The organism is Klebsiella sp. AqSCr (assembly GCF_008452795.1).
Lineage (GTDB): Bacteria > Pseudomonadota > Gammaproteobacteria > Enterobacterales > Enterobacteriaceae > Klebsiella > Klebsiella pneumoniae.
Genome location: NZ_MJDM01000005.1, coordinates 1,967,219 through 1,988,383 on the forward strand (window position 1 = coordinate 1,967,219; position 21,165 = coordinate 1,988,383).

19 protein-coding genes are annotated in these 21,165 nt (G+C 59.0%); 12 read left to right on the forward strand and 7 right to left on the reverse strand.

Annotation, left to right across the window (positions count from 1 at the left end; genetic code table 11):
- Positions 1-161 precede the first annotated feature (161 nt).
- The gene (gene flhA, locus BHE81_RS13570; protein ID WP_004185384.1) at positions 162-2,234 is read left to right on the forward strand and encodes a formate hydrogenlyase transcriptional activator FlhA; all 2,073 of its coding nucleotides are present in this window, start codon (positions 162-164) and stop codon (positions 2,232-2,234) included.
- 53 nt (positions 2,235-2,287) lie between these two features.
- On the opposite strand, the gene BHE81_RS13575 is transcribed toward flhA, so the two are convergent.
- From BHE81_RS13575 to BHE81_RS13595, 4 genes are all read right to left on the reverse strand, one after another.
- Positions 2,288-3,688, reverse strand: coding sequence for a glycoside hydrolase family 1 protein (locus tag BHE81_RS13575; RefSeq protein WP_023301539.1), 1,401 nt, complete (start codon positions 3,686-3,688; stop codon positions 2,288-2,290).
- Positions 3,689-3,738: 50 nt separating this feature from the next.
- Complete coding sequence (locus BHE81_RS13580; RefSeq protein ID WP_023301538.1) at positions 3,739-5,931, reverse strand: CBM35 domain-containing protein; 2,193 nt, start codon at positions 5,929-5,931, stop codon at positions 3,739-3,741.
- Positions 5,932-5,943: 12 nt separating this feature from the next.
- Positions 5,944-7,281 (reverse strand): maltoporin, encoded by a 1,338-nt coding sequence (locus tag BHE81_RS13585; RefSeq protein WP_002914972.1) that lies wholly within the window; start codon positions 7,279-7,281, stop codon positions 5,944-5,946.
- A gap of 262 nt (positions 7,282-7,543) precedes the next feature.
- Positions 7,544-8,815 (reverse strand): PTS sugar transporter subunit IIC, encoded by a 1,272-nt coding sequence (locus tag BHE81_RS13595; RefSeq protein WP_024622941.1) that lies wholly within the window; start codon positions 8,813-8,815, stop codon positions 7,544-7,546.
- Between the two features lie 177 nt (positions 8,816-8,992).
- Between BHE81_RS13595 and BHE81_RS13600 the strand changes: the two genes are divergently transcribed.
- From BHE81_RS13600 to BHE81_RS13640, 9 genes are all read left to right on the forward strand, one after another.
- Positions 8,993-9,307, forward strand: a complete 315-nt coding sequence (locus BHE81_RS13600; protein WP_002914979.1) for a PTS sugar transporter subunit IIB — start codon at positions 8,993-8,995, stop codon at positions 9,305-9,307.
- 9 nt (positions 9,308-9,316) lie between these two features.
- Entirely contained in the window at positions 9,317-10,639 is a 1,323-nt protein-coding gene (locus BHE81_RS13605) for a PTS cellobiose transporter subunit IIC (RefSeq protein WP_002914981.1), read from the forward strand.
- 23 nt (positions 10,640-10,662) lie between these two features.
- Positions 10,663-10,977 carry a PTS lactose/cellobiose transporter subunit IIA gene (locus BHE81_RS13610; protein WP_002914983.1) on the forward strand — a complete coding sequence of 105 codons (315 nt, stop codon included), beginning with the start codon at positions 10,663-10,665 and terminating at the stop codon, positions 10,975-10,977.
- A gap of 50 nt (positions 10,978-11,027) precedes the next feature.
- A complete protein-coding gene (locus BHE81_RS13615) occupies positions 11,028-11,942 on the forward strand; it encodes an ROK family protein (protein WP_023301535.1) in 915 nt (304 codons plus the stop codon).
- Positions 11,943-11,998: 56 nt separating this feature from the next.
- Entirely contained in the window at positions 11,999-12,961 is a 963-nt protein-coding gene (locus BHE81_RS13620; protein ID WP_002915031.1) for a LacI family DNA-binding transcriptional regulator, read from the forward strand.
- Between the two features lie 178 nt (positions 12,962-13,139).
- Complete coding sequence (locus tag BHE81_RS13625) at positions 13,140-14,057, forward strand: metal ABC transporter substrate-binding protein (protein ID WP_004185390.1); 918 nt, start codon at positions 13,140-13,142, stop codon at positions 14,055-14,057.
- Positions 14,054-14,875 (forward strand): manganese/iron ABC transporter ATP-binding protein, encoded by an 822-nt coding sequence (locus BHE81_RS13630; RefSeq protein ID WP_023301534.1) that lies wholly within the window; start codon positions 14,054-14,056, stop codon positions 14,873-14,875. The genes BHE81_RS13625 and BHE81_RS13630 overlap by 4 nt, the downstream gene beginning before the upstream one ends.
- The gene (gene sitC, locus BHE81_RS13635) at positions 14,872-15,720 is read left to right on the forward strand and encodes an iron/manganese ABC transporter permease subunit SitC (RefSeq protein ID WP_004145794.1); all 849 of its coding nucleotides are present in this window, start codon (positions 14,872-14,874) and stop codon (positions 15,718-15,720) included. The genes BHE81_RS13630 and sitC overlap by 4 nt, the downstream gene beginning before the upstream one ends.
- Positions 15,714-16,568, forward strand: a complete 855-nt coding sequence (locus tag BHE81_RS13640; RefSeq protein WP_004181059.1) for a metal ABC transporter permease — start codon at positions 15,714-15,716, stop codon at positions 16,566-16,568. The genes sitC and BHE81_RS13640 overlap by 7 nt, the downstream gene beginning before the upstream one ends.
- 66 nt (positions 16,569-16,634) lie before the next feature.
- Here the strand turns inward: BHE81_RS13640 and BHE81_RS13645 are convergent, their stop codons facing one another.
- Both BHE81_RS13645 and BHE81_RS13650 read right to left on the reverse strand, forming a co-directional pair.
- The gene (locus BHE81_RS13645; protein WP_023301532.1) at positions 16,635-16,976 is read right to left on the reverse strand and encodes a nitrous oxide-stimulated promoter family protein; all 342 of its coding nucleotides are present in this window, start codon (positions 16,974-16,976) and stop codon (positions 16,635-16,637) included.
- A gap of 67 nt (positions 16,977-17,043) precedes the next feature.
- Positions 17,044-17,931, reverse strand: a complete 888-nt coding sequence (locus BHE81_RS13650; protein WP_004181063.1) for a LysR family transcriptional regulator — start codon at positions 17,929-17,931, stop codon at positions 17,044-17,046.
- Positions 17,932-18,115: 184 nt separating this feature from the next.
- On the opposite strand from BHE81_RS13650, the gene BHE81_RS13655 reads away from it, so the two are divergent.
- Both BHE81_RS13655 and BHE81_RS13660 read left to right on the forward strand, forming a co-directional pair.
- Positions 18,116-19,057: an AEC family transporter gene (locus tag BHE81_RS13655; RefSeq protein WP_002915041.1), complete on the forward strand. Its 942-nt coding sequence runs from the start codon at positions 18,116-18,118 to the stop codon at positions 19,055-19,057.
- 35 nt (positions 19,058-19,092) lie between these two features.
- A complete protein-coding gene (locus BHE81_RS13660) occupies positions 19,093-20,802 on the forward strand; it encodes a thiamine pyrophosphate-requiring protein (protein ID WP_023301531.1) in 1,710 nt (569 codons plus the stop codon).
- Between the two features lie 39 nt (positions 20,803-20,841).
- Here BHE81_RS13660 and BHE81_RS13665 read toward each other — a convergent pair whose 3' ends face one another.
- Positions 20,842-21,135 (reverse strand): SelT/SelW/SelH family protein, encoded by a 294-nt coding sequence (locus BHE81_RS13665; RefSeq protein WP_004174667.1) that lies wholly within the window; start codon positions 21,133-21,135, stop codon positions 20,842-20,844.
- Between the last annotated feature and the right edge of the window lie 30 nt (positions 21,136-21,165).

Sequence of the window (21,165 nt, forward strand, 5' to 3'; positions counted from 1 at the left end):
AGCGCAGCGCGAGCCGGGAAAAAGCCAGCGTAATTATTTTGCCCAAACCAGCGGGCGCCCATGGATGGGTTAAAGCGGCAATAACCGCTTTATTAACATACTATTATTTGTACCATCATTTTCTTATGCGCCGCGTTGTCGGCGCGTTTTGGACGTAAGCAATGTCGTATACACCGATGAGCGATCTCGGCCAGCAGGGGCTGTTCGATATCACCCGGCTTTTATTACAGCAGCCCGACCTGGCCGCGCTAAGCGAAACTCTGACCCGTCTGGTGCAACAGTCCGCGCTGGCCGATGAGGCGGCCATCATCCTGTGGAACGCGGGTAATCACCGCGCGGCCAGGTACGCCTGCGATGAGGCCGGCCATCCGGTAAGCTACGAGGATGAAACCGTCCTGGCCCACGGTCCGGTGCGTCGCTTACTCTCCCGGCCGGATGCCCTGCATTGCGATCATGAAACCTTTGCCGATACCTGGCCGCAGCTTATCCGCAGCGGACTGTATCGTCCGTTCGGTTACTACTCGCTGCTGCCGCTGGCGGCGGACGGGCGGATCTTTGGCGGTTGCGAATTCCTCCGCCGTGACAACCGGCCGTGGAGCGAGAAAGAGTTCCAGCGGCTGCATACCTTCGCGCAGATCGTCGCCGTCGTCACCGAACAGATTCAGAACCGGGTCAGCAATAACGTCGATTACGATCTGCTGTGCCACGAGCGCGACAATTTTCGCATCCTGGTGGCGATCACTAACGCGGTGCTCTCGCGACTGGATATCGACGAGCTGGTCAGCGAGGTGGCGAAAGAGATCCATCGCTACTTCCGGATCGACGCCATCAGCGTGGTGCTGCGCAGCGACCGCAAGGGGAAGCTCAACATCTATTCCACGCATTATCTTGACGCCAGCCACCCGGTTCACGACCAGAGCGAGGTGGATGAAGCCGGCACCCTCACCGAGCGCGTGTTCAAAAGCAAAGAGATGCTGCTGCTTAATCTGCACGAACATGACACTCTCGCGCCGTATGAGAAAATGCTCTTCGAGATGTGGGGCAATAAGATCCAGACCCTGTGCCTGCTGCCGCTGATGTCCGGCAATACCCTGCTCGGGGTGCTTAAGCTGGCGCAGTGCGACGAACAGGTCTTCACCACCACCAATCTCAAGCTGCTGCGGCAGATCGCCGAGCGGGTGTCGATCGCTATCGATAACGCCCTCGCCTACCGCGAAATTCAGCGCCTGAAAGAGCGGCTGGTGGATGAGAACCTCGCGCTCACCGAGCAGCTCAATAATGTCGAGAGCGAATTCGGGGAGATTATCGGCCGCAGCGAGGCGATGAACAATGTGCTCAAGCAGGTAGAGATGGTGGCGCAGAGCGACAGCACCGTGCTGATCCTCGGCGAAACCGGCACCGGCAAAGAGCTTATCGCCCGCGCTATCCACAACCTCAGCGGACGCAACGGTCGGCGGATGGTGAAGATGAACTGCGCGGCTATGCCCGCCGGGCTGCTGGAGAGCGATCTGTTCGGCCACGAACGCGGCGCGTTCACCGGGGCCAGCGCCCAGCGTATCGGCCGCTTCGAACTGGCGGACAAAAGCTCCCTGTTCCTCGATGAAGTGGGCGATATGCCGCTGGAACTGCAGCCCAAACTGCTGCGCGTCCTCCAGGAGCAGGAGTTCGAACGTCTGGGGAGCAACAAGCTGATTCAGACCGACGTTCGATTGATCGCCGCCACCAACCGCGATCTCAAGCAGATGGTTATCGACAGGGAATTCCGCAGCGATCTCTACTACCGGCTCAACGTGTTCCCGATCCACCTGCCGCCGCTGCGCGAACGTCCCGACGATATTCCGCTGCTGGTGAAGGCGTTTACCTTTAAAATCGCCCGCCGCATGGGGCGCAATATCGACAGCATTCCGGCGGAAACCCTGCGCACTCTGACGCGTATGGAGTGGCCGGGCAACGTGCGCGAGCTGGAAAACGTTATCGAACGGGCGGTATTGCTCACCCGCGGCAATGTACTGCAGCTCTCCCTGCCGGAGCGGGATATCGTGGAAGCCCCGCGGACGCCGGCGGTCCTGCCTGAGGAAGGTGAGGATGAATATCAGCTGATCGTCCGGGTGCTGAAGGAGAGCAACGGCGTGGTGGCCGGGCCGAAAGGCGCCGCCCAGCGGCTGGGGCTCAAGCGCACCACGCTCCTGTCACGCATGAAGCGGCTGGGTATTAATAAAGACGAACTGGTGTAACCTCGCGCGCTCCCCCTTTCCGCGCCGGTGAGAGGGAGCGCTGGCGCAGCGCGCTATTTATCGCTGGTAAAACCGTTGCTGGTCGCCAGTTCGGCAAACCACAGCGCATTGCGTTTTATCTGTCGCTCGCCGGTCTCCAGATCCAGTCGCCAGAAGCCGTAGCGCCGTTTGAAGGCATTGATCCACGACCAGTTGTCGATAAACGTCCACTGGTGCACGCCAAAGCAGTTCGCGCCGTCGGCTATCGCCCGATGCAGCTGCACCAGATGCTCCTCCATCAGCTGGATGCGGAAAGTATCGTCTATCACCCCGTCCGCCCCGGGCTCGCCCTCTGATTGTCGATCCATCGCGATGCCGATTTCCGCGAGATACCACTTAATATTGCCGTAGTTATCGCGAATATTGGCGGCAATGTCATAGATCGCCTGCGGCAGGATCTCGTTGTTATCACGATAAGGATTAAAGCGGCCCTGCGGGTTCACCGCGTTTTCGAAATAGTATTCCGGAGTGAAATAATCGAGGTCATATTCGCTCTCACGCGCTTTTACCCGCCGCGGCACGTAATAGTTTACCCCAAGAAAATCGATATCCGCGCTGAGGATCAACGCCGCGTCGTCTTTGCTGGTCGTCGGCAGGCAGTCGTGGGCGGCAAGGATCTCGCACAGCGCTTTGGGGAACTCATGTTTTACCAGCGGGTCAAGGAAGCTGCGGTTAAAAAACAGGTCGGCATACCCGGCGGCTTTTTTATCCGCGTCGCTGTCGGTGAGGGTATAGCTCGGGGTCAGGTTGAGCACCACGCCGATCTCGCCCGCCAGCGCCAGTTCACGATAAGCCGTTACCGCTTTGGCGTGCGCCAGCATAATGTTAAACGCCACCTGCGCCGCCAGCCGGCCATCTTTCTTACATGGATAGTGGAAGTCGTACAGGTAGCCTCCCTCAACCGGCACAATCGGCTCGTTGAAGGTTATCCAGTATTTAACCTTATGGCCAAACAGGCTAAAGGCGGTGCGGGCAAAGCGGGCAAACAGCTCGGCTACGTACGCCGATTCAAAGCCGCCGTACTGTTTCTGCAGCGCTTCCGGCATATCAAAGTGGTAGAGATTGATCATCGGCTCAATGCCGTTAGCGATCATCTCATCCAGATAGGCGTGATAAAAACGCACCGCGTCCGGGTCCGGCGCGCCGGTTTCCAAATCAGCGATCAGTCGTGACCACTGTATCGAGGTACGAAATGAGTTGAAGCCGGTCTGTTTCATCAGCGCCACGTCCTGCGGATACTGATGATAAGTATCACACACGGTCTGCGGCCCTACCTGCTGATAAAATCGCTCCGGCTGTTCGGCAAACCAACTGTCCCAGATGGAACGATGGCGCTTATTGGTGACCCCTTCCGTTTGCGGGCCGGACGCCGCCGCCCCCCACAGGAACCCTTGCGGAAACTGATACTGCTGCATAACCTCTCCTTCGAAAAAAGGCTGCGCCCGTCTGGCGCAGCCTGAACGTACTACTCAGCGACCACTTCGATCGATTTAATGAACATATAGCCCCAGTCGCCGGCGAAGCGGCCGAAGTCAATCTGATTGCTCCCGGCTTTAAGCGTCACCGGTATCCGCAGCTGCTGGCCCTGCTCATCCGTCTGCGGGAAGGCCACCGCCTGCGGAGCGCCCCCGTTGACGACAAATGAGTTCTGCTTACCGCCCCATTTGCCGTTGAAGGTTACATTGAGCAGGAACTGACCGCTCCACGGCGCCTGCACCTGCCAGCTGACCTTATCCCCCTCGTTGGCAAATGGGCCGAGGAAGCCGTCCTCGCCAACTGCCAGCGCGTCTTTATCACTCTTCATCACCGTCAGCCGCCCCTCAGCCACGCCATAAACTTCGCCGTGATAACGACAGAAATCCGCTGGCGCTTTCCCCGCCGCCTCGCCCACCGTCACGGTCACGGTTTTGCTGCTTTTCAACAGCCCATCGTCCGCCGTGAACGTCAGCGCATAGGTACCTGGCGCCGTAAACCAGGCCCGGGTTTGAGCCCGATCGGCATGGCAGAAATGCACCTGGCCATCGCCGGCGTGCTGCCAGCCCACCTTAACCTCTCGCGACGGCAGGCCATCGTCCTGCCAGCTGGCCGTAAGCTCGACGCCCTGGTCCTGCGTGGTGGTTAGGGCCGGTTCCAGCGTGACAACCGGTGGCTGATTCTCCTCGCTATGCTGCACGCTAATCACATTGGAAGGGGCCGAACGACCACTCTCGTTTTTCGCCGTCACCCGGTAGTAATACGTGTGCCCGAGCTGAAGCTGACGATAATCGTCGCGGAACAGAACCATGGTTTCCGGATTCCATTCGTTAACGCCATCGGAGATATCCCGGCCCACCACCGTCCACGGCCCGGTCGGTGAGGCGGCGCGTTCGACATCGTAGCTGCGTCCCACCGCAGCGCCCATCCAGTTGATCGCGAAGGGCGAGGTGGTTTCGCGCAGCAAAGGCGCGTCCGGCTTCGGCAGCGGCGCCATCGTCTGCTGCCCGGCCATCTGCGCCGCGGCGGTGCGCACCAGACCGACCACCGCCTGCTCCTGGTTCGCTTCGCCTTCTTTGGCAAACCCCGGCAGGTGGTAGCTATAGTGCCCGGTCGACTCCTTATGCCAGTAGAAGCCGCCGTCGTGACGATGGCCGCGGAAGCCCCAGATAAGCCCGCCGGCGGCTTGCGCCCCGTTGACCTCGCTGTGAACAATCGACTGCATAATGGCGTTCAGTTGATCCGCCGGCAGCAGGCCAAACTCGCCGACGAGATAGACTTTTTGTCCGCCGACGGCGCGCAGATCCTGCGTCACCTGCCCGGGATGGTTATTATCGGCATTGGTGTAATAGTGATTGCTGACGATATCCACATTGGGGTCGGTCAACGCAAACGGATTAATTTTCTTATAGGTGCCATCCACCACCAGCTGATGAGGGGCCCACTTTTTAATCCACGCCGCGGTCTGATGCAGGAAATCGGCGTTGGTATCCTCCAGCTCGTTACCGGTTTCCCAGGCCATGATCGCCTTTTCATCATAATAGGCGCGGCCGGTGACGGTATTTGTCCGGGTGATAACCTGGCGGATCACATCCAGATAGGCTTTGAAGGTCTTGCTATCGGTCCGATAAAAGTCTTCCGCTTTTTCATGATAGAACGCCGCCAGCTGCTCGCGCCCGCCCCACCACCACCAGTGGTCGATAAACGGCAGGATCAGACGCAATCCCTGTTTATCCGCTTCGGCAATCATGTTGTCATACACCCGCATGGCTTTCTCATTCAGCCGCGGCATGCCGTCCGCCGTTTCCGGCGCCAGAATATGGGTCTCGCGCCCGCAGGCCTTATCAAATTCCTGCTGCACCGACAGCACGTAGACGCGCTGGGCTTTCGCCCCGGTTTGCACCATCGCCTGGATCCAGTTTTGTTGCTCCTGGGCCGTTGGCCATTTAAAGTATTGTCCCCAGCCGCGCGGGTCTGCCCTGCAGGGGCCGCGGGCGTCGTCTTCAATGCGGTGCAGCTCCGGCGCGTGGATCCCGGCGAAACGAAACACCTTGTCGCCGTCCTTGAGGGTGGCGCCGTCGCGAGTGATAAAGTGCGTAAAGTGCGAGCGCTCGGCGGCCAGCGCCCCGCCGGCCCCCAGCGCGGACAGCAGCCCCATCAGCAGCAGGTTTTTCATCGGCTTCATCGTTCTCTCTCCTTAGAACCAGACCTCGGCCTGTACGCCGAAGTTAACGGTATCGGTAGAGCCACTGCGGGAATACCCGCCGGCGGTGATGGTATTGGTGTCCCAGTTGTAGTTACCGTCTAATGCATCGGAGACACCTTTATCCCACTTCGCGTAGGTGACGAAGAAGCGCAGCTGCGGACGCGCCCAGAAACCGGAGTCAAAGGTCAGCGTTGGCGCAACGGTGACTTTGGTCAGGCCGCCTTTGCCTTTGCCGTTTACCCCTTTGTAGTTTTTGTCATCCAGGTATTCGTAGCCCAGCTCGTACTGCATGGCAAAGTTGCGGGTGATCTGATGATAAGGGCGGATACCAGCGACCCACATCGAGCGTCCCCAGCCATTTTCATCTTCCGTCCACCAGCGGTAGTTTTTATCTTTCTGCCAGAAAGCGAAGGTCGAGATCTCCAGGTCGCCCATCGAGGCCACGCTATCCAGCACCACTCGCCAGGACTGGGTGTTTTCCAGATTGGCCCAGCCCCAGCCGTTTTTACCCAGCGAGTCACCCGCCGCCAGCCCTTTCCCGTACTGCAATGCGAGGCGGGAATATCCTCCGGTCAGACCATAGAAGCCGTCAAAGTTATAAATACCGGTCACGCCATAGCCCTTCTCGGCGGAAGTCGGATGGTTTTCGTTACGGTTCATGTGGTGGCCGATCAGCTCCAGATCGAAGCCTGTCCCCGCGATCTTTTTCAGCCACAGGTTGAGGGAATAGTCATCCGGGTAGCCCTGATCTCCCTTATCCACCGGGTATGCTTTGGTTTCATCGGTGGGTGAAAAGGCGTACACCCCGGCGTCGAAGCGGGCGAAGCCGAGATCCATGTTGTCGAAGCCGCCGCCGGTGCCGTTGTACTGAATGTACTCCCAGTCGAACTGATGGCTGGAGGTGTTGGAGCTGCTATAGCGCTTACCGGCCCAGAAGGTCATCTCCGGCGCAAAATCCAGATTGCTCAGCTCGGCGAACCCTTCACGAAACTGTACGTCATGGCCATCGTCATCCTGACAGTTCCAGTCGGAGGTGCATTTCGACTGGTGAGTGAGGTTGGCCTGCACTTTCGCCACCACGCCGCTGTCCGCCGTCAGCGTCACGGTGGGGATCAGTTCGATCTTGGTGTCTTCTTCGTTGCCCAGTCGCCACTTACCGTCCGGCATCAGGCCGACGGAGTCCGCGCGGTTGCCATCGGAGTTCGCCAGGATCCCGGAGCGGATATAGCCATGCAGCGCAAAATCATACTTCGGATCGGCGCAGGCCGGGCTGCTGGCCCCTGCCAGCGAGAGGAGAGCCAGAGGTATTGAGTGTTTCAGCTTTATCATTATTTTTTTCCCACGTTATGTTTGTTAACACGAACCGATAACGGAGGGGAAATTTACGGATCAAAAACGGAAATGTACATCCACTTACGGAAAGCGCTTTCCATAATTGCCTATCTGGTTCACAAAATTAGCTCTGCGGCGAATATATTCGTGAGACTGATCACATAAAATTACAAGAATGCCGCCGGGCGCCGGCAGTGGAGCGGAAGGAGGAGGAGATGAGCAGGTGCCGCCGGAGGATAAGCCGCCGACGGCGAGAGGATCAGCGTTCGGTTTCCGCGAGCTGACGTTCGTACACTTTGAAGAAGGGGCGATAGAGCATCCAGGCGTTAAACATCGCGAACAGGCTCATGCACAAATTTTTCCAGCTGCCGTTCGCCGACCATGCTGCCCCCAGCGGGGAAGGCATCGACCATGGCAGCATCGCCACCGCGCGGTCGAGGATACCCAGCTGAGTTAAATACCATGCGATACAGGCATTTATCAGCGGAACAAAGAGAAACGGCAGTAAAAAAACCGGGTTCATGATCACCGGAAAACCAAACAGTATTGGCTCGTTGATATTAAACAGCGACGGCAGCAGGCCAATCTTGGCCACGCTTTTCAGCTGCCGCGAGCGGCTGCGCATCGCCATCAGCACCAGCGGCAAAGTGGAGCCAATACCGCCGATCAGCAGGTAAAAATCCCAGAACCCCTGCAGATAAATATGCGGCAGCGTTGGCGAACCCGCCGCCAGCGCCTGCTGATTTTCAAACAAATAGGTCATCCAGAAGGGGTTCATGATCCCGGTGATGATCAGCGCGCCGTGGATACCGATAAACCAGAGTAAGTTACAGATAAATAAAGAGATAAGTACCGCCATCAGCGTGTCGGACGCCAGCACCAGCGGCCGCACCGCTTCGCTGATCAACTCCGGTACGATGCGTCCGGTGGTCTGCAGCAGTATGGCATTCATCACGCTTATCGACAGCATCACCACCAGCAGCGGGATCAGCAGTTGAAAGCCATTGCGGGTCATCAGCGGCACTTCATCAGGCAAGCGAATGCACCAGCCTTTTTTGTAGAAAAAGCGAATTATCTCAATGGAATAGGTGCTGGATATCAGGGCGGTAAATATCCCCATACCGCCGAGATAAACATTGCTCACCGCAGTCTCGCGAAAGCCGATAAACAGCAGAAAAGCCAGACACCCGGTTAAACCGCAGAGCCGTTCCGGCAGACGGTACTGCTTGGCGAGACTGGCGCTGGCGCCGAAGGCGACAATCAGCGCCACCAGGCCAATAGTTAGCTGAAAGGTCGGCTGCAGGATAGGCCGCAGCAGCAAATAGACCTGGCCGAAACGCGAGGCGCCGTCGATGGAAACGGGCGGAAACAAAATGGGAACTAACAGGCTGCCAACAATCACAAAGGGCATAGCCAGCGCAAAGCTATCGCGCATCGCCGTAATGTGGTTGTTGCGCGTCAGAACATTCGCCAGCGGCGCCAGCCGCTGCTCGATGATGTCCACGGCCACATTCATTAACTGAATGTTCATACTCCTACCTTTGCGAATGGTTGTCTCGCCGGGATGATCGCCCACAACACCGGAAAGTGAAAGCCTGCCATAGGTGATCATGGTCACAATTAATAAATCCACAAACGGAAAGCGCTTTCCGTAATGCATCCATTTTGACTATAGTCCGCTCATCCAACCTCATCAGGAGCGGTAATTATGAAAAAAATTATGTTGTGTTGTTCAGCAGGCATGTCCACCAGCCTGCTGATGAAAAAAATGATTGCGGAAGCCGAACAGCGGGGCCTGCCGGTAGAGATCAACGCCTATGGCGTAGCGGAGTTCGCCGAACAGGTCGGCCATTATCAGGTGGTGCTGTTGGGGCCGCAGGTGAAATACATGCAGCAGGATCTGCAAAAACAGGCGGATAAATACGGTATCCGCGTCGAACCCATCAATATGATGGACTACGGCATGCAAAAAGGCGCCGCGGTCCTTGATTTCGCCCTTTCCCTTATCGAAAACAAGAACTAAGGAAAGATCATGAGCTCTCTGTACGCTAAACTGATCGACGTGATCGAACGGCAGATCACGCCTATGGCCGGCGCGATCGGCCAGCAAAAATATGTCACATCGATCCGCGATGGCTTTATCACTGCCCTGCCCTTTATGATCGTCGGCTCGTTCCTGTTGGTGTTTATCTTCCCGCCGTTTTCTCCGGATACGACGTGGGGGTTTGCACGCGCCTGGCTGCAATTTTCGCTCGATCATCGCGATGCGCTGATGCTGCCGTTCAACTTCAGCATGGGGGTGATGACCCTGTTTATCGCCGTCGGGATCGCCGCCAGCCTCGCCAAACACCATCATCTGGACTCGCTGACCGCCGGGATGCTGTCGCTGATGTCGTTTCTGCTGGTAGCCGCGCCGCTGAAAGATGGCCAGATCTCTACTGCCTACTTCTCCGGTCAGGGGATCTTTACCGCCATTCTGGTGGCCATCTATTCCACCGAGCTGTACGCCTTCCTCAAACGGCATAACATCACCATTCGCCTGCCGCCGGAAGTGCCTGCCGGGGTGGCGCGCTCGTTTGAAATCCTGATCCCGGTGCTGGCGATCATTCTGACGCTGCATCCGCTGAACCTGTTTATCGAAGCCCAGCTGGGGATGATCATTCCGGAAGCGATCATGTCGCTGGTGAAGCCGCTGGTCGCGGCTTCCGATACGCTGCCGGCGATCCTGCTGTCGGTGCTGGTCTGTCAGGTGCTGTGGTTCGCCGGGATCCACGGCGCGCTGATCGTCACCGGGATCATGAACCCGTTCTGGATGGCCAACCTGTCGGTCAATCAGGCGGCCATGGCCGCTGGCACCGCTATCCCGCACATCTATGTCCAGGGCTTCTGGGATCACTATCTGCTGATCGGCGGCGTCGGCTCCACCCTGCCGCTGGCGCTGATGCTGCTGCGCAGCAAGGCCGTGCATCTGCGGACGATCGGCCGGATGGGGGTCGTGCCTGGGGTATTCAATATTAACGAACCGATCCTCTTCGGCGCGCCGATCATCATGAACCCGCTGTTTTTCCTGCCGTTCGTGCTGGTGCCGATGGTGAACGCGACCCTGGCGTACTTCGCGCTGAAGCTGGACCTGGTCAGCCGCGTAGTGTCGATGACGCCATGGACAACGCCGGCGCCTATCGGCGCCTCGTGGGCGGCGAACTGGAGCTTTAGCCCGGTGATCCTGTGCCTCATTTGTATGGCCACCGCCATGGTGATGTACCTGCCATTTCTCAAAGCTTACGAAAAACAGCTGCTGGCCCAGGAGCGTGAAAACGCCGTCGGCCAGGCTGACAACGCGGCGCAAACCGCTTAACGCTAACGATTCAGAGGATAATCATGGAATTAGAAGAACAGGTGATGGGGATCATCATCAATGCCGGCCAGTCACGTAGCCTGTGCTACGAAGCGCTGCACGCCGCTAAAGCGGGTGATTTCGCCACCGCCGACGCCAAAATGCAGGAAGCGGCGCACTATTCCCGCGAAGCTCACCTTGTACAGACCCAGCTTATCGAAGCTGACGAAGGCGAGGGAAAAACCAAAATGACGCTGGTAATGGTCCATGCTCAGGATCACCTGATGACATCCATTCTGGCGAAAGAGCTTATTGCCGAACTGATTGCGATTTACCGCGCGCAGCCGCTTCACGCCTAGCGCCTTGCCCGGCCAGACGCGCTGGCCGGGCCTGATTCCCCGAGGTCACTATGTTACATCTTGGAATAGATATTGGCGGCACCAAAATGGAAGCCGTACTGCTGGACCCGGCGGGCGAATGCGTCCAGCGCCTGCGCCGGCCGACCCACAAAGAGAGCTATGACGCCTTTATGCGTCAGCTGCTGACCCTGATTGCCGATATTCGCGCGGTCAGCCCGCAGCCGTTCACCCTGGGGATCGGCCTGCCCGGGGCTATCGATCCGCAAAGCGGACGCATTAAAAACTGCAACTGCCTGGTGCTCAACGGTCACGATCTGCGCCGGGATATCATGCAGCAGCTTGGCCAGCCGGTGTGGATGGCAAACGATGCCGACTGCTTCACCCTTTCGGAGGCGGTGGATGGCGCCGGCGCCGGAGCTACCACCGTCTTCGGGGTGATTATCGGTACCGGCTGCGGCGGCGGGATCGCCGTTCATCAACAGCTGCTCAGCGGCCCCAACGCTATCGCCGGGGAGTGGGGGCATAATCCGCTGCCGGGCTATACTCCTGAGCGCGATGGCCCGCCGCAGCCCTGCTACTGCGGCAAAACGAACTGCATCGAAAGCTTTCTCTCCGGTACCGGCTTCGCCCGCCGCTATGGGGAACAAGCCCGTGCGGAAGCCATTGTCGCCGCGGCGCAAAACGGCGATCCGCACGCGCTGGCCCACTGGCGACACTTTATCGATGCCTTTGCCCGCAGCCTGGCGTCGGTGATCAATATTCTCGACCCGCAGGTGATTGTGCTGGGCGGCGGTCTGTCCAACGTCAGCCAGATCTATCGCGATCTGCCTGCCGCCATCGTGCCGTGGATCTTCTCCGACACCTGCCGCACGCAGATCAAACCGGCCCGTTTCGGCGACGCCAGCGGCGTGCGCGGCGCGGCCTGGCTGCCCCGGCTTCCCGGCGCCGCGCAAGGGCAGCGGTAGACACTTTTTTCAGCAGGTATGTTAAGCTAGGCGAAAATGTTCAGACAGAAAAAGCCATGCCAACGATTGATGATGTTTCAAGATTAGCGAATGTCTCAAGAGCGACGGTATCCCGCGTGCTGACCGGCACCCGGGGCGTGCGCGAAGAGAGCCGGGAAGCTGTGCTGCGGGCCGTTGAAGAACTCAACTATCGCCCGAGCTTTGCCGCGCAAAACCTCGCCAGTCAGACATCCAGCCACGTTGGTCTGGTGATTTCCGCGCAGGACGAAAGCCACGGCGCACGTCTGCTGCCGCTGCTCTCTCAGGCGCTGAAAGGGCTGAATAAAAGCCTGCTGGTCCAGTACGTCAGCGACCCGGTAGAGCAGGCGGCGGTAATCGACGATCTGCAGCGCCAGTGCGTGGCGGTGGTGGTGCTGGGCGCCGTTGCCGCCGACGCGCCGCGCAACGTTATCGCCTTTGACCGCTTCGGCGTCGCCGGGAGCAACAGCCAGGGCTATGACTTCGCCTTTGCCACCGAAAGCGCCTGCCGCTATGTGATTGGCAAGGGACACCGCAACATCGCCCTGCTGGTGGACAGCGATAGCGACGATGCCAGCCGTCAGATGCTGGAAGGCTACCGCAACGTCCTGCAGAACTACTCCATTCCTTTTAACCGTCAGCTGGTGCTGACGGCCAACGATGACGTCGAGCAGGCGCTGCTGACCTTAATTAACAGCTTCAGTAAATACTCAGTCATTATCGTTAAACGCGACCGCTACGCGGCTGAGGCGATGCGTCTGCTGCGCGAATTCACCATCGCCGTCCCGCAGGAGGTCTCCCTGCTGAGCCTTGAGGATTCCCCGCTCGCCTCGCTGCTCTACCCGCCGCTGACCTGCATCTCCTGGCCACTGGAGGCGCTGCTGGATAACTGTATTCAGCGTATTCGCAGCCTGATTGACGACCGGCCAACCTTCACCGCCGAGGGCCGCTCGCTGGCTGGCCGCCTGATCCCGCGCCAGTCGGTCGCCGATATCTCTTGATCTTCGCCCGGTTGGCGCCGGGCCAGACTTACCTCCCCTTTTCGCGCTTTCGTTTCCCGGCTCATTATTACCCACGCATGCAAATAAGAATTATTTTCATTTATAAATAGCTTGTGCTATATAACATAGCAATGGCTATAAACGCTGGGAAATTAACCACACCATTGCGAGGGATCCTATGCTACACCTGACACCGCTGAAATCATTGCTGCTGGCCAGCGCGCTGGCTCTGCTGGCCGCGACGCCGGCCACCGCGCAGGAGAAATTCAGGGTTATCACCACCTTCACGGTTATCGCCGATATGGCGCAGAACGTGGCCGGCGACGCCGCCGACGTGAGCTCCATTACTAAACCGGGCGCGGAGATCCATGATTACCAGCCCACGCCCGGCGATATCAAACGCGCGCAGGGGGCGCAGCTGATCCTCAGCAATGGGCTTAATCTCGAACGGTGGTTTGCCCGTTTTTATCAGCACTTACAGGGCGTTCCGGAGGTGGTGGTCAGCGAGGGGATCCAGCCGATGGGCATCAGCGCGGGCCCCTATAGCGGGAAGCCCAATCCCCATGCCTGGATGTCGGCAGATAACGCCCTGATCTATGTCGATAACATTCGCGATGCGCTGGTGAAGTACGATCCGCCTCACGCCGACACCTATCGCCGTAACGCCGAGGCCTACAAAGAGAAGATCCGTCAGACGATGGCGCCGCTGCAGGCCAGACTGGCGCAGCTGCCGGCGGATAAGCGCTGGCTGGTCACCAGCGAGGGAGCCTTCTCCTATCTGGCCCGCGACTATGGCCTGCGCGAACTGTATCTGTGGCCGATCAATGCCGACCAGCAGGGCACCCCGCAGCAGGTGCGCAAGGTTATCGACACCATGAAGAAAGAACGCATCCCGACCATCTTCAGCGAAAGCACCATCTCCGATAAACCGGCGCGTCAGGTGGCGCGGGAAGCCGGGGCCCACTACGGCGGCGTGCTGTATGTCGATTCGCTGAGCGCCGCCGACGGCCCGGTGCCGACCTGGCTCGACCTGCTGCGCGTCACCACCGAAACCATCGTCAACGGTATCCAGGACGGGATGAGGAAGCAGCCATGAATGCAGCGCAAGCGGGACTGTATGTCGACCAGCTCACCGTCACCTGGCGCAACGGCCACACTGCCCTGCGCGACGCCTCGTTCAGCGTGCCGCGCGGCTCCATTGCCGCGCTGGTGGGGGTTAACGGCTCGGGTAAATCCACGCTGTTTAAAGCGCTGATGGGCTTTGTGCGTGTCGGCCACGGCGAGATCGCCATACTCGGCCAGCCGGTCAACCGCGCGCTGCGCCAGAACCTGGTCGCCTATGTCCCGCAGTCGGAAGAGGTGGACTGGTCCTTCCCGGTGCTGGTGGAGGATGTGGTGATGATGGGCCGCTACGGCCATATGGGCTGGCTGCGGCGGGCAAAGCCGCGCGATCGCGAGATTGTCGATACCGCACTGGCCCGCGTGGGCATGAGCGAGTACCGCCATCGGCAGATTGGCGAGCTCTCCGGCGGGCAGAAAAAGCGCGTCTTTCTTGCCCGCGCCATCGCTCAGCAGGGTCAGGTGATCCTGCTGGATGAGCCTTTCACCGGCGTCGATGTGCAGACCGAAGCGCGGATCATCAGCCTGCTGCGCGAGCTCCGCGATGAGGGCTGTACCATGCTGGTCTCCACCCATAACCTCGGGTCAGTGAGTGAATTTTGTGATTATACGGTGATGGTGAAAGGCACCGTGCTGGCCAGCGGCCCGACAGAAACCACCTTCACCGCCGAGAATCTGGAGCGGGCTTTCAGCGGCGTGCTGCGCCACGTCGCGCTGACCGGCGGGGAAGCGCAGGTTATCACCGATGACGAGTGGCCGTTTATCAGCCGGCGCGCGGCGGGAGGCCCACGATGAGCTGGCTGCTGGAGCCGTTTGGCTATCACTATATGCTCAATGCGATGTGGGTGTCGGCGCTGGTGGGCGGCGTCTGCGCGTTTCTCTCCTGCTACCTGATGCTCAAAGGCTGGTCGCTGATTGGCGACGCCCTCTCCCACTCGATTGTGCCCGGCGTCGCCGGGGCCTATATGCTCGGCCTGCCTTTCGCGCTCGGCGCGTTTCTCTCCGGCGGCCTGGCGGCGGGCAGCATGCTGTTTTTGCAACAGCGCTCGCGGCTAAAAGAGGATGCCATTATCGGGCTGATCTTCTCCTCCTTCTTCGGGATCGGGCTGTTTATGGTGTCGCTGAATCCGACGTCGGTGAATATTCAGACCATCATCCTCGGCAATATTCTGGCCATCGCCCCGGAGGATATTATCCAGCTGGCGGCGATCGGCTTTATCTCAATGGCGATTCTGCTGCTGAAGTGGAAAGACCTGATGGTGACCTTCTTTGATGAACACCACGCCCGCTCGATTGGCCTGAACACCCGCGGCCTGAAGCTGCTGTTCTTTACCCTGCTGGCCGCCTGCACCGTGGCGGCGCTGCAGACCGTCGGCGCCTTTCTGGTCATCTGCCTGGTGGTCACTCCCGGGGCCACCGCGTGGCTGTTAACCGATCGCTTCCCGCGCCTGCTGGCCATCGCCGTGGCTATCGGCAGCCTGACCAGTTTCTTCGGCGCCTGGCTCAGCTACTATCTCGACGGCGCCACCGGCGGCATTATCGTGGTCGCGCAAACGCTGCTGTTCCTCATCACCTTTATCTTCGCGCCGAAGCACGGCCTGCTGGCCAGCCGCCGCCGCGCCAGGGAGGCCGCATGCTGAACCTGTTCCTGGCCCCGTTCCAGTTTCCTTTTATGGTCAATGCGATAGCGATATCGATCGTCGTCGCCATTCCCTGCGCGCTGCTGTCGGTGTTTCTGGTGCTCAAAGGCTGGGCGCTGATGGGCGACGCCATGAGCCACGCGGTCTTTCCGGGCGTGGTGCTGGCCTACATTATCGGCATCCCCTTCGCCATCGGCGCGTTTATCGCCGGTCTGCTGTGCGCCGTGACGACCGGTTTTCTCGACGATAACAGCCGACTCAAGCGCGATACCATCATGGGGATTGTCTTCTCCGGCATGTTTGGCGCCGGACTGGTGCTGTACGTAGCGATCCAGTCCGATGTTCATCTCGACCATATCCTGTTCGGCGATATGCTGGGGATCTCCCTCAGCGATATTGGGCAAACGACGGCGATCGCACTGGTGATTGCGTTGATTATCGGTCTCAAATGGCGGGATTTTTTGCTGCACGCCTTCGATCCAACGCAGGCTAAAGCCAGCGGCCTGCGCGGCGGACTGCTGCACTACGGCCTGCTGTGCATGATCGCCCTGACCATCGTCGCGACGCTGCAGTCGGTGGGGATTATTCTGTCGATTTCGCTGCTGATTGCCCCCGGGGCGATCGCGCTTCTGCTGGTGAGACGCTTTATCCACGCCCTGCTGCTGGCGGTAGCGGTGGCCATCGGCTGCTCGGCGGGAGGGGTGTGGCTGGCGTTTTATCTCGACAGCGCGCCAGCGCCGACTATCGTGGTGCTGTTTACCGCGCTGTTTGTAGTCGCCTTTGTCGCAAGCACGATCCGCGATAGTCAGAAACAGAAAACTTCAGCAATTATCCCCGGTGGCGGCTAACGCCTTGCCGGGGCTACAAGAGCACGACTTGTCGCCCGGCTGCGCAGCGCTGACCAGGGAAAGCCGCTACTTTTTCGGTCGATATTTTTCCGGCAGCGGCGGCACCGGGCGCCTGTCGTCCAGCAGATGGCGAATAGTGAGGATCGGGTGGCGCCAGAGCATCCGCGGCCCGGCCCAGCGCATAATCTGCTTCATCTCCTTGCGCTTCGCCGGCTGGTAGCAGTGCACCGGACACTGCTTGCAGGCCGGTTTATTCTCGCCAAACACGCACTTATCAAGGCGCTTGTCAGCGTAGGCGTTCAGCGCCTGATAGTGCGCATCATCGGCCTGCGCCTCGGGACTGCGCCGCTGGTAGAGGGCAATCATCCGCTGAATCGTCATTTTTTCCCGTTCGATACGCTTCCCCATCTCCCCGCCTTTCGTCTGCTCTTAAGGTGTATTTATCATACACCTTAATATCCATACCCGACCAGACTCACTGCTTCAGATGCTGAATCAACTGCAGGGCTGCCCCGGACAGAACCCCGAAATGGCTGTAGGCATAGAAATCCCGGATAAAAACGCTGCCCTCGAGCTCAAACGGGCGCAGCAGGCCAAGCGCTTCTTCGTGTCGGTAAACCGGGGCCGGCATTGACGTTAACAGATCGCTCTCGCACAGAAAGGCCTTAATGGCCGAGGATGAGGCGCACTCAATAACCGGTTGCGGACAGGGCAACTGCCGGGCGCGAAAGATATCCGCCAGGATGTTCATTGGCGTACTAGACGGCGGCGGCATAATCCACGGATAGTCCAGCATCGCCTCCAGGGTGACGTCCGCCGCCTGATGCAGCGGGTGGTGCTGCCTGGCGACGATGCAGATCCGGTCCTGCCAGTTAATTTTGCCCCGCACCACGATTTTCTCATCATGCGGTAAGGGACCGCAGAGGGCGATATCGATGTCGTGCATCAGCAACAGCTTATACAGCTCGGAGTCAATGCGGTCGACGATCCGCAGATGGATCTGGGGATGGTGCTGATGGAAAGCCGCCAGCTTATCGATGAAATGGCTGGTCAGCAGACTGGAAACGCAGCCAATCCGCAGAATGCCTTTCCCGGCGCCGCGGATGAGCTCAATTTCCTCGCGCGCCTTTTGTTCGGTATTCAGCATCGTCAGCGCGTAGGGTAAAAAGGCGCTGCCATATTCGCTCAACGCCATGCCGTGCTTATGTCGTTCGAATAAGGATGCGCTCAGGTCCGCTTCCAGGCTCAATAGCAGTCGGCTCAGTCCCGACTGGGTGATCCCCATTTTCTCTGCGGCCAGGGTCATATTGCCTTCGCGGGCGACGGTAATAAATGCCTGAATCTGCTTAAATTTCATTGGCATGATATTTACTCATTGAATAAACGGTTTTTGCATTTCCCCTGCGCCCTTTTTTAGCGAATAAATATCGCTATCAATACGCTCAAAAATCACCGGAACGCATACTTCAAAAGGATTTATTTATCTCACCACCCACGGCAAAACACATTTCTGAACCGAAGATAATTTATAATGAGAATATATCACCATGACACAGAACAATATTCTATTAATTTCAGGCGCTATATTACCGGTCATCATTACCGTCATCATCGGCTATATTAGCGGTAAACGAAAAGACTTTAACTGGCAGCAGGCGGGAGACATCAATAAAATTGTGATGCTCTACGCATTGCCGCTAAGTATTTTCAGCAATATGGTGATGACGCCGCGACACATCGTCATGACCATGGGCCCGGTCGCCGTGGCTATCATCCTGGCGCTGATTCTCAGCTTCGTCATTCCCTTACTGGTCGCCCGCTATCTGTTTCGACGCGACCTCGCCCTCAGTACGCTGCAGGCGCTGGCCATCGGCTCGCCGGCAGTCCCGTTTATCGGCACCTCAGTGCTGGCCTTTTTATTTGGCACCGTCAGCGCGTCGCTGATCACCGTGTCCAGCATCACGCAAAACGTCTTCCAGCTGCCGCTGGTGATGATACTGATGTCGGTCGCCACCGGCGATAAGAGCCAGCATATTTCCTTTGGCGCACGGGTGGTGAACGCCATTAAACAACCCGTGGTCTGGTCGCCGGTGATCGCCCTGATCATCGTGCTGGCGGATATCCATATTCCGCAGACTATCTCGATGTCGCTGGGTCTGCTGGGCAAAGCCTCTGGCGGGCTGGCGCTGTTTGCCGCCGGGATCGTGCTCTATACGCGCAGCATTGTTATCACCACCGCTACCATTATCACCGTTATCGCCCGCAATATTCTGGTCCCCGGCGCCTGCTATCTCATTTTATTAAAAATGGGCTTCAGCATGGAGCAAATAAAGGAAGTCGTATTGACGATGGCTATCCCGGTAGGCTCCATCGCGATAATTATTGCTATGCAGTATAAAACCGGCGAGCAGGAAATGGCCTCGACGATGGCGCTGAGTATTATTGCCTCCATCATTACGATGGGCGGATTTATTTTCTTAACCTTTTAATTACCGCGATTACACCGCGTGAATACGGAGAGAATATGGCCTCTATCACATTATCGGCTGCTGAACTGTTACTGCATCGGCTACAGGCGCTGGACGTGGCGTATATTTTTATCAACTCGGGCACCGATTATCCTCCAGTCATTGAAGCCTGGGCAAAGGCCCGGGCGACCGGGCAAAAGGTACCGGAGTTAGTGATCTGCCCGCATGAAAACGCCGCCATCGGCATGGCCCATGGCTATTACCTCGGCACCGGCAAGGTGCAGGCGGTGATGGTTCACACCAACGTCGGGCTAGCCAACGCCGCCTGCGGCGTCATCAATCTGGCGAACAGCAATATTCCGGTGCTGATTTTTGGCGGCCGCACGCCGATAAGCGAACATTCCCACTTCGGCTGCCGTAATACGCCGATTGGCTACGGCCAGGAGATGCGCGACCAGGCGGCGCTGATCCGTGAATCCGTGAAGTGGGATTTTGAACTGCGGCTGGCCGATCAGATCGGCGAGCATGTTGACCGGGCCTGGGCGATCGCCAGCTCCCTGCCGAAAGGGCCGGTCTACCTGAGCTTACCGCGTGAGCCACTGTGCGAAACCTTTGCCGTCGATGAGGCCGCGCTGCAGGCTGGCCCTTCGCAGCAGCCGGTCCGCTATGCGCCAGTCCGGGAAGATATCGCCCGCGCAGCCGAGGCAATCGCCTGCGCCAGACACCCGGTCATCTTCGCCCAGCGCGGCGCCCGAACGGCGGAAGGCTTTGCGCGCCTCGATAGTCTGGTGCGCGAATGGGCGATCCCTCTGGTGGAATACTGGGGCACCGAGGTGACCCTGAGCGCCGATAATCCCCTGCTCGCCGGGGCTGATCCCAGCGTCTGGCTCGCTGACGCCGATGTGATTCTGGTGGTCGACTCGCAGGCGCCATGGATGATCGCCGAGGGCGACTGTCGCCAGGACTGCACCGTGATCCAGATGGGCCCCGATCCGCTCTTCTCCCGCTACCCGGTGCGCGGCTATCGCGCGGACATCAACCTGGCGGGCGAGACCGATGAAGTCTTCAGCCTGCTGGAAGAGGCGCTGCGCCCGCTGCAGGCCGCCCGCCAGCAGCATGTGGCGGAGCGGGCGGCATATACGCAGAGCCGCATCCAGCAACAGAAAAACCAGCGCGACGCGCTTCTCCATGCCAGCCAGACCGGGGCCATTACCAAACCCTGGCTCAGCTACTGCCTCGGCCATCTGGCTAATCAACACCGCGGCCGGATCGTTTCTGAACTGACCACGCTGCCGCAGTTTGCCGGACTGACCCATGCCGAGAGCTATTACCAGGAAGCGCTGGCCGGCGGCCTGGGCGAAGCCCTGCCCATCGCGCTGGGGCTGCAGCTTGCGCGCCGGGAAGAGCTGATTATTGCCGCCGTCGGCGACGGGTCGTACCTTTTCGCCAACCCTGCGGTCTGCCACCATATTGCGGAGGTAATGAAGCTTCCTGTCCTCGTCGTGGTCGGAAATAACGGCGGATGGGGCGCCGTCGCGGGCGGCACCAAAGCGCTCTACCCGGACGGCTACGCGGCCCGCGCGGAAACCATTCCGGCCACCGCCTTTACCACCTCGCCGGATTTCGCCGCGATCGCCGCCTCCAGCCGCGCGGCGGCCCTGTCGGTTTCCCGGGCCGAAGATCTCCCCGGCGTGCTGGAAGAAGCGGTATCCCTCATACACACTCGCCGACAAAGCGTGCTGGTTGACGTGCAGTTAGCCCACTAACGGCTTCTCCTCCGGGCGCTTGTCGTCCGGAGGGGGTTGTCACCCCTTCTGGTCACCTTTATCCACATGGCCCAGCGGCTTCTCCGGGAAGCAGACATCGCGCACCCGGCGTTTCAGCTCGGCCGCATCCGGAAAACCGCCATCCTGCTTGCGCTCCCAGATCTGCTGACCGTCGACATTGATCGTGAAGATCCCGCCGGTCCCCGGCACCAGCGTCACCGAGGCGATGTCGGTGCTGAAGGTATGTAACAGCTCCTGCGCCATCCAGCTGGCGCGCAGCATCCAGTTGCACTGGGAACAGTAGGTGATGGTGATGGCCGCTTTTGAGTTCATCGTCGTCTCGCTAAGTCTGAAAGGGCAAAT

Bases quoted from the DNA above. Each gene is read 5' to 3' on its own strand.
- BHE81_RS13655 (WP_002915041.1), top strand. From the start codon at position 18,116: ATGACACAGAACAATATTCTATTAATTTCAGGCGCTATATTACCGGTC.
- BHE81_RS13610 (WP_002914983.1), top strand. From the start codon at position 10,663: ATGGAATTAGAAGAACAGGTGATGGGGATCATCATCAATGCCGGCCAG.
- BHE81_RS13630 (WP_023301534.1), top strand. From the start codon at position 14,054: ATGAATGCAGCGCAAGCGGGACTGTATGTCGACCAGCTCACCGTCACC.
- BHE81_RS13585 (WP_002914972.1), bottom strand. From the start codon at position 7,281: ATGATAAAGCTGAAACACTCAATACCTCTGGCTCTCCTCTCGCTGGCA.
- BHE81_RS13605 (WP_002914981.1), top strand. From the start codon at position 9,317: ATGAGCTCTCTGTACGCTAAACTGATCGACGTGATCGAACGGCAGATC.
- BHE81_RS13580 (WP_023301538.1), bottom strand. From the start codon at position 5,931: ATGAAGCCGATGAAAAACCTGCTGCTGATGGGGCTGCTGTCCGCGCTG.
- BHE81_RS13615 (WP_023301535.1), top strand. From the start codon at position 11,028: ATGTTACATCTTGGAATAGATATTGGCGGCACCAAAATGGAAGCCGTA.
- BHE81_RS13665 (WP_004174667.1), bottom strand. From the start codon at position 21,135: ATGAACTCAAAAGCGGCCATCACCATCACCTACTGTTCCCAGTGCAAC.
- flhA (WP_004185384.1), top strand. From the start codon at position 162: ATGTCGTATACACCGATGAGCGATCTCGGCCAGCAGGGGCTGTTCGAT.
- BHE81_RS13640 (WP_004181059.1), top strand. From the start codon at position 15,714: ATGCTGAACCTGTTCCTGGCCCCGTTCCAGTTTCCTTTTATGGTCAAT.
- BHE81_RS13650 (WP_004181063.1), bottom strand. From the start codon at position 17,931: ATGCCAATGAAATTTAAGCAGATTCAGGCATTTATTACCGTCGCCCGC.
- BHE81_RS13625 (WP_004185390.1), top strand. From the start codon at position 13,140: ATGCTACACCTGACACCGCTGAAATCATTGCTGCTGGCCAGCGCGCTG.
- BHE81_RS13600 (WP_002914979.1), top strand. From the start codon at position 8,993: ATGAAAAAAATTATGTTGTGTTGTTCAGCAGGCATGTCCACCAGCCTG.
- BHE81_RS13620 (WP_002915031.1), top strand. From the start codon at position 11,999: ATGCCAACGATTGATGATGTTTCAAGATTAGCGAATGTCTCAAGAGCG.
- BHE81_RS13595 (WP_024622941.1), bottom strand. From the start codon at position 8,815: ATGAACATTCAGTTAATGAATGTGGCCGTGGACATCATCGAGCAGCGG.
- sitC (WP_004145794.1), top strand. From the start codon at position 14,872: ATGAGCTGGCTGCTGGAGCCGTTTGGCTATCACTATATGCTCAATGCG.
- BHE81_RS13645 (WP_023301532.1), bottom strand. From the start codon at position 16,976: ATGGGGAAGCGTATCGAACGGGAAAAAATGACGATTCAGCGGATGATT.
- BHE81_RS13660 (WP_023301531.1), top strand. From the start codon at position 19,093: ATGGCCTCTATCACATTATCGGCTGCTGAACTGTTACTGCATCGGCTA.
- BHE81_RS13575 (WP_023301539.1), bottom strand. From the start codon at position 3,688: ATGCAGCAGTATCAGTTTCCGCAAGGGTTCCTGTGGGGGGCGGCGGCG.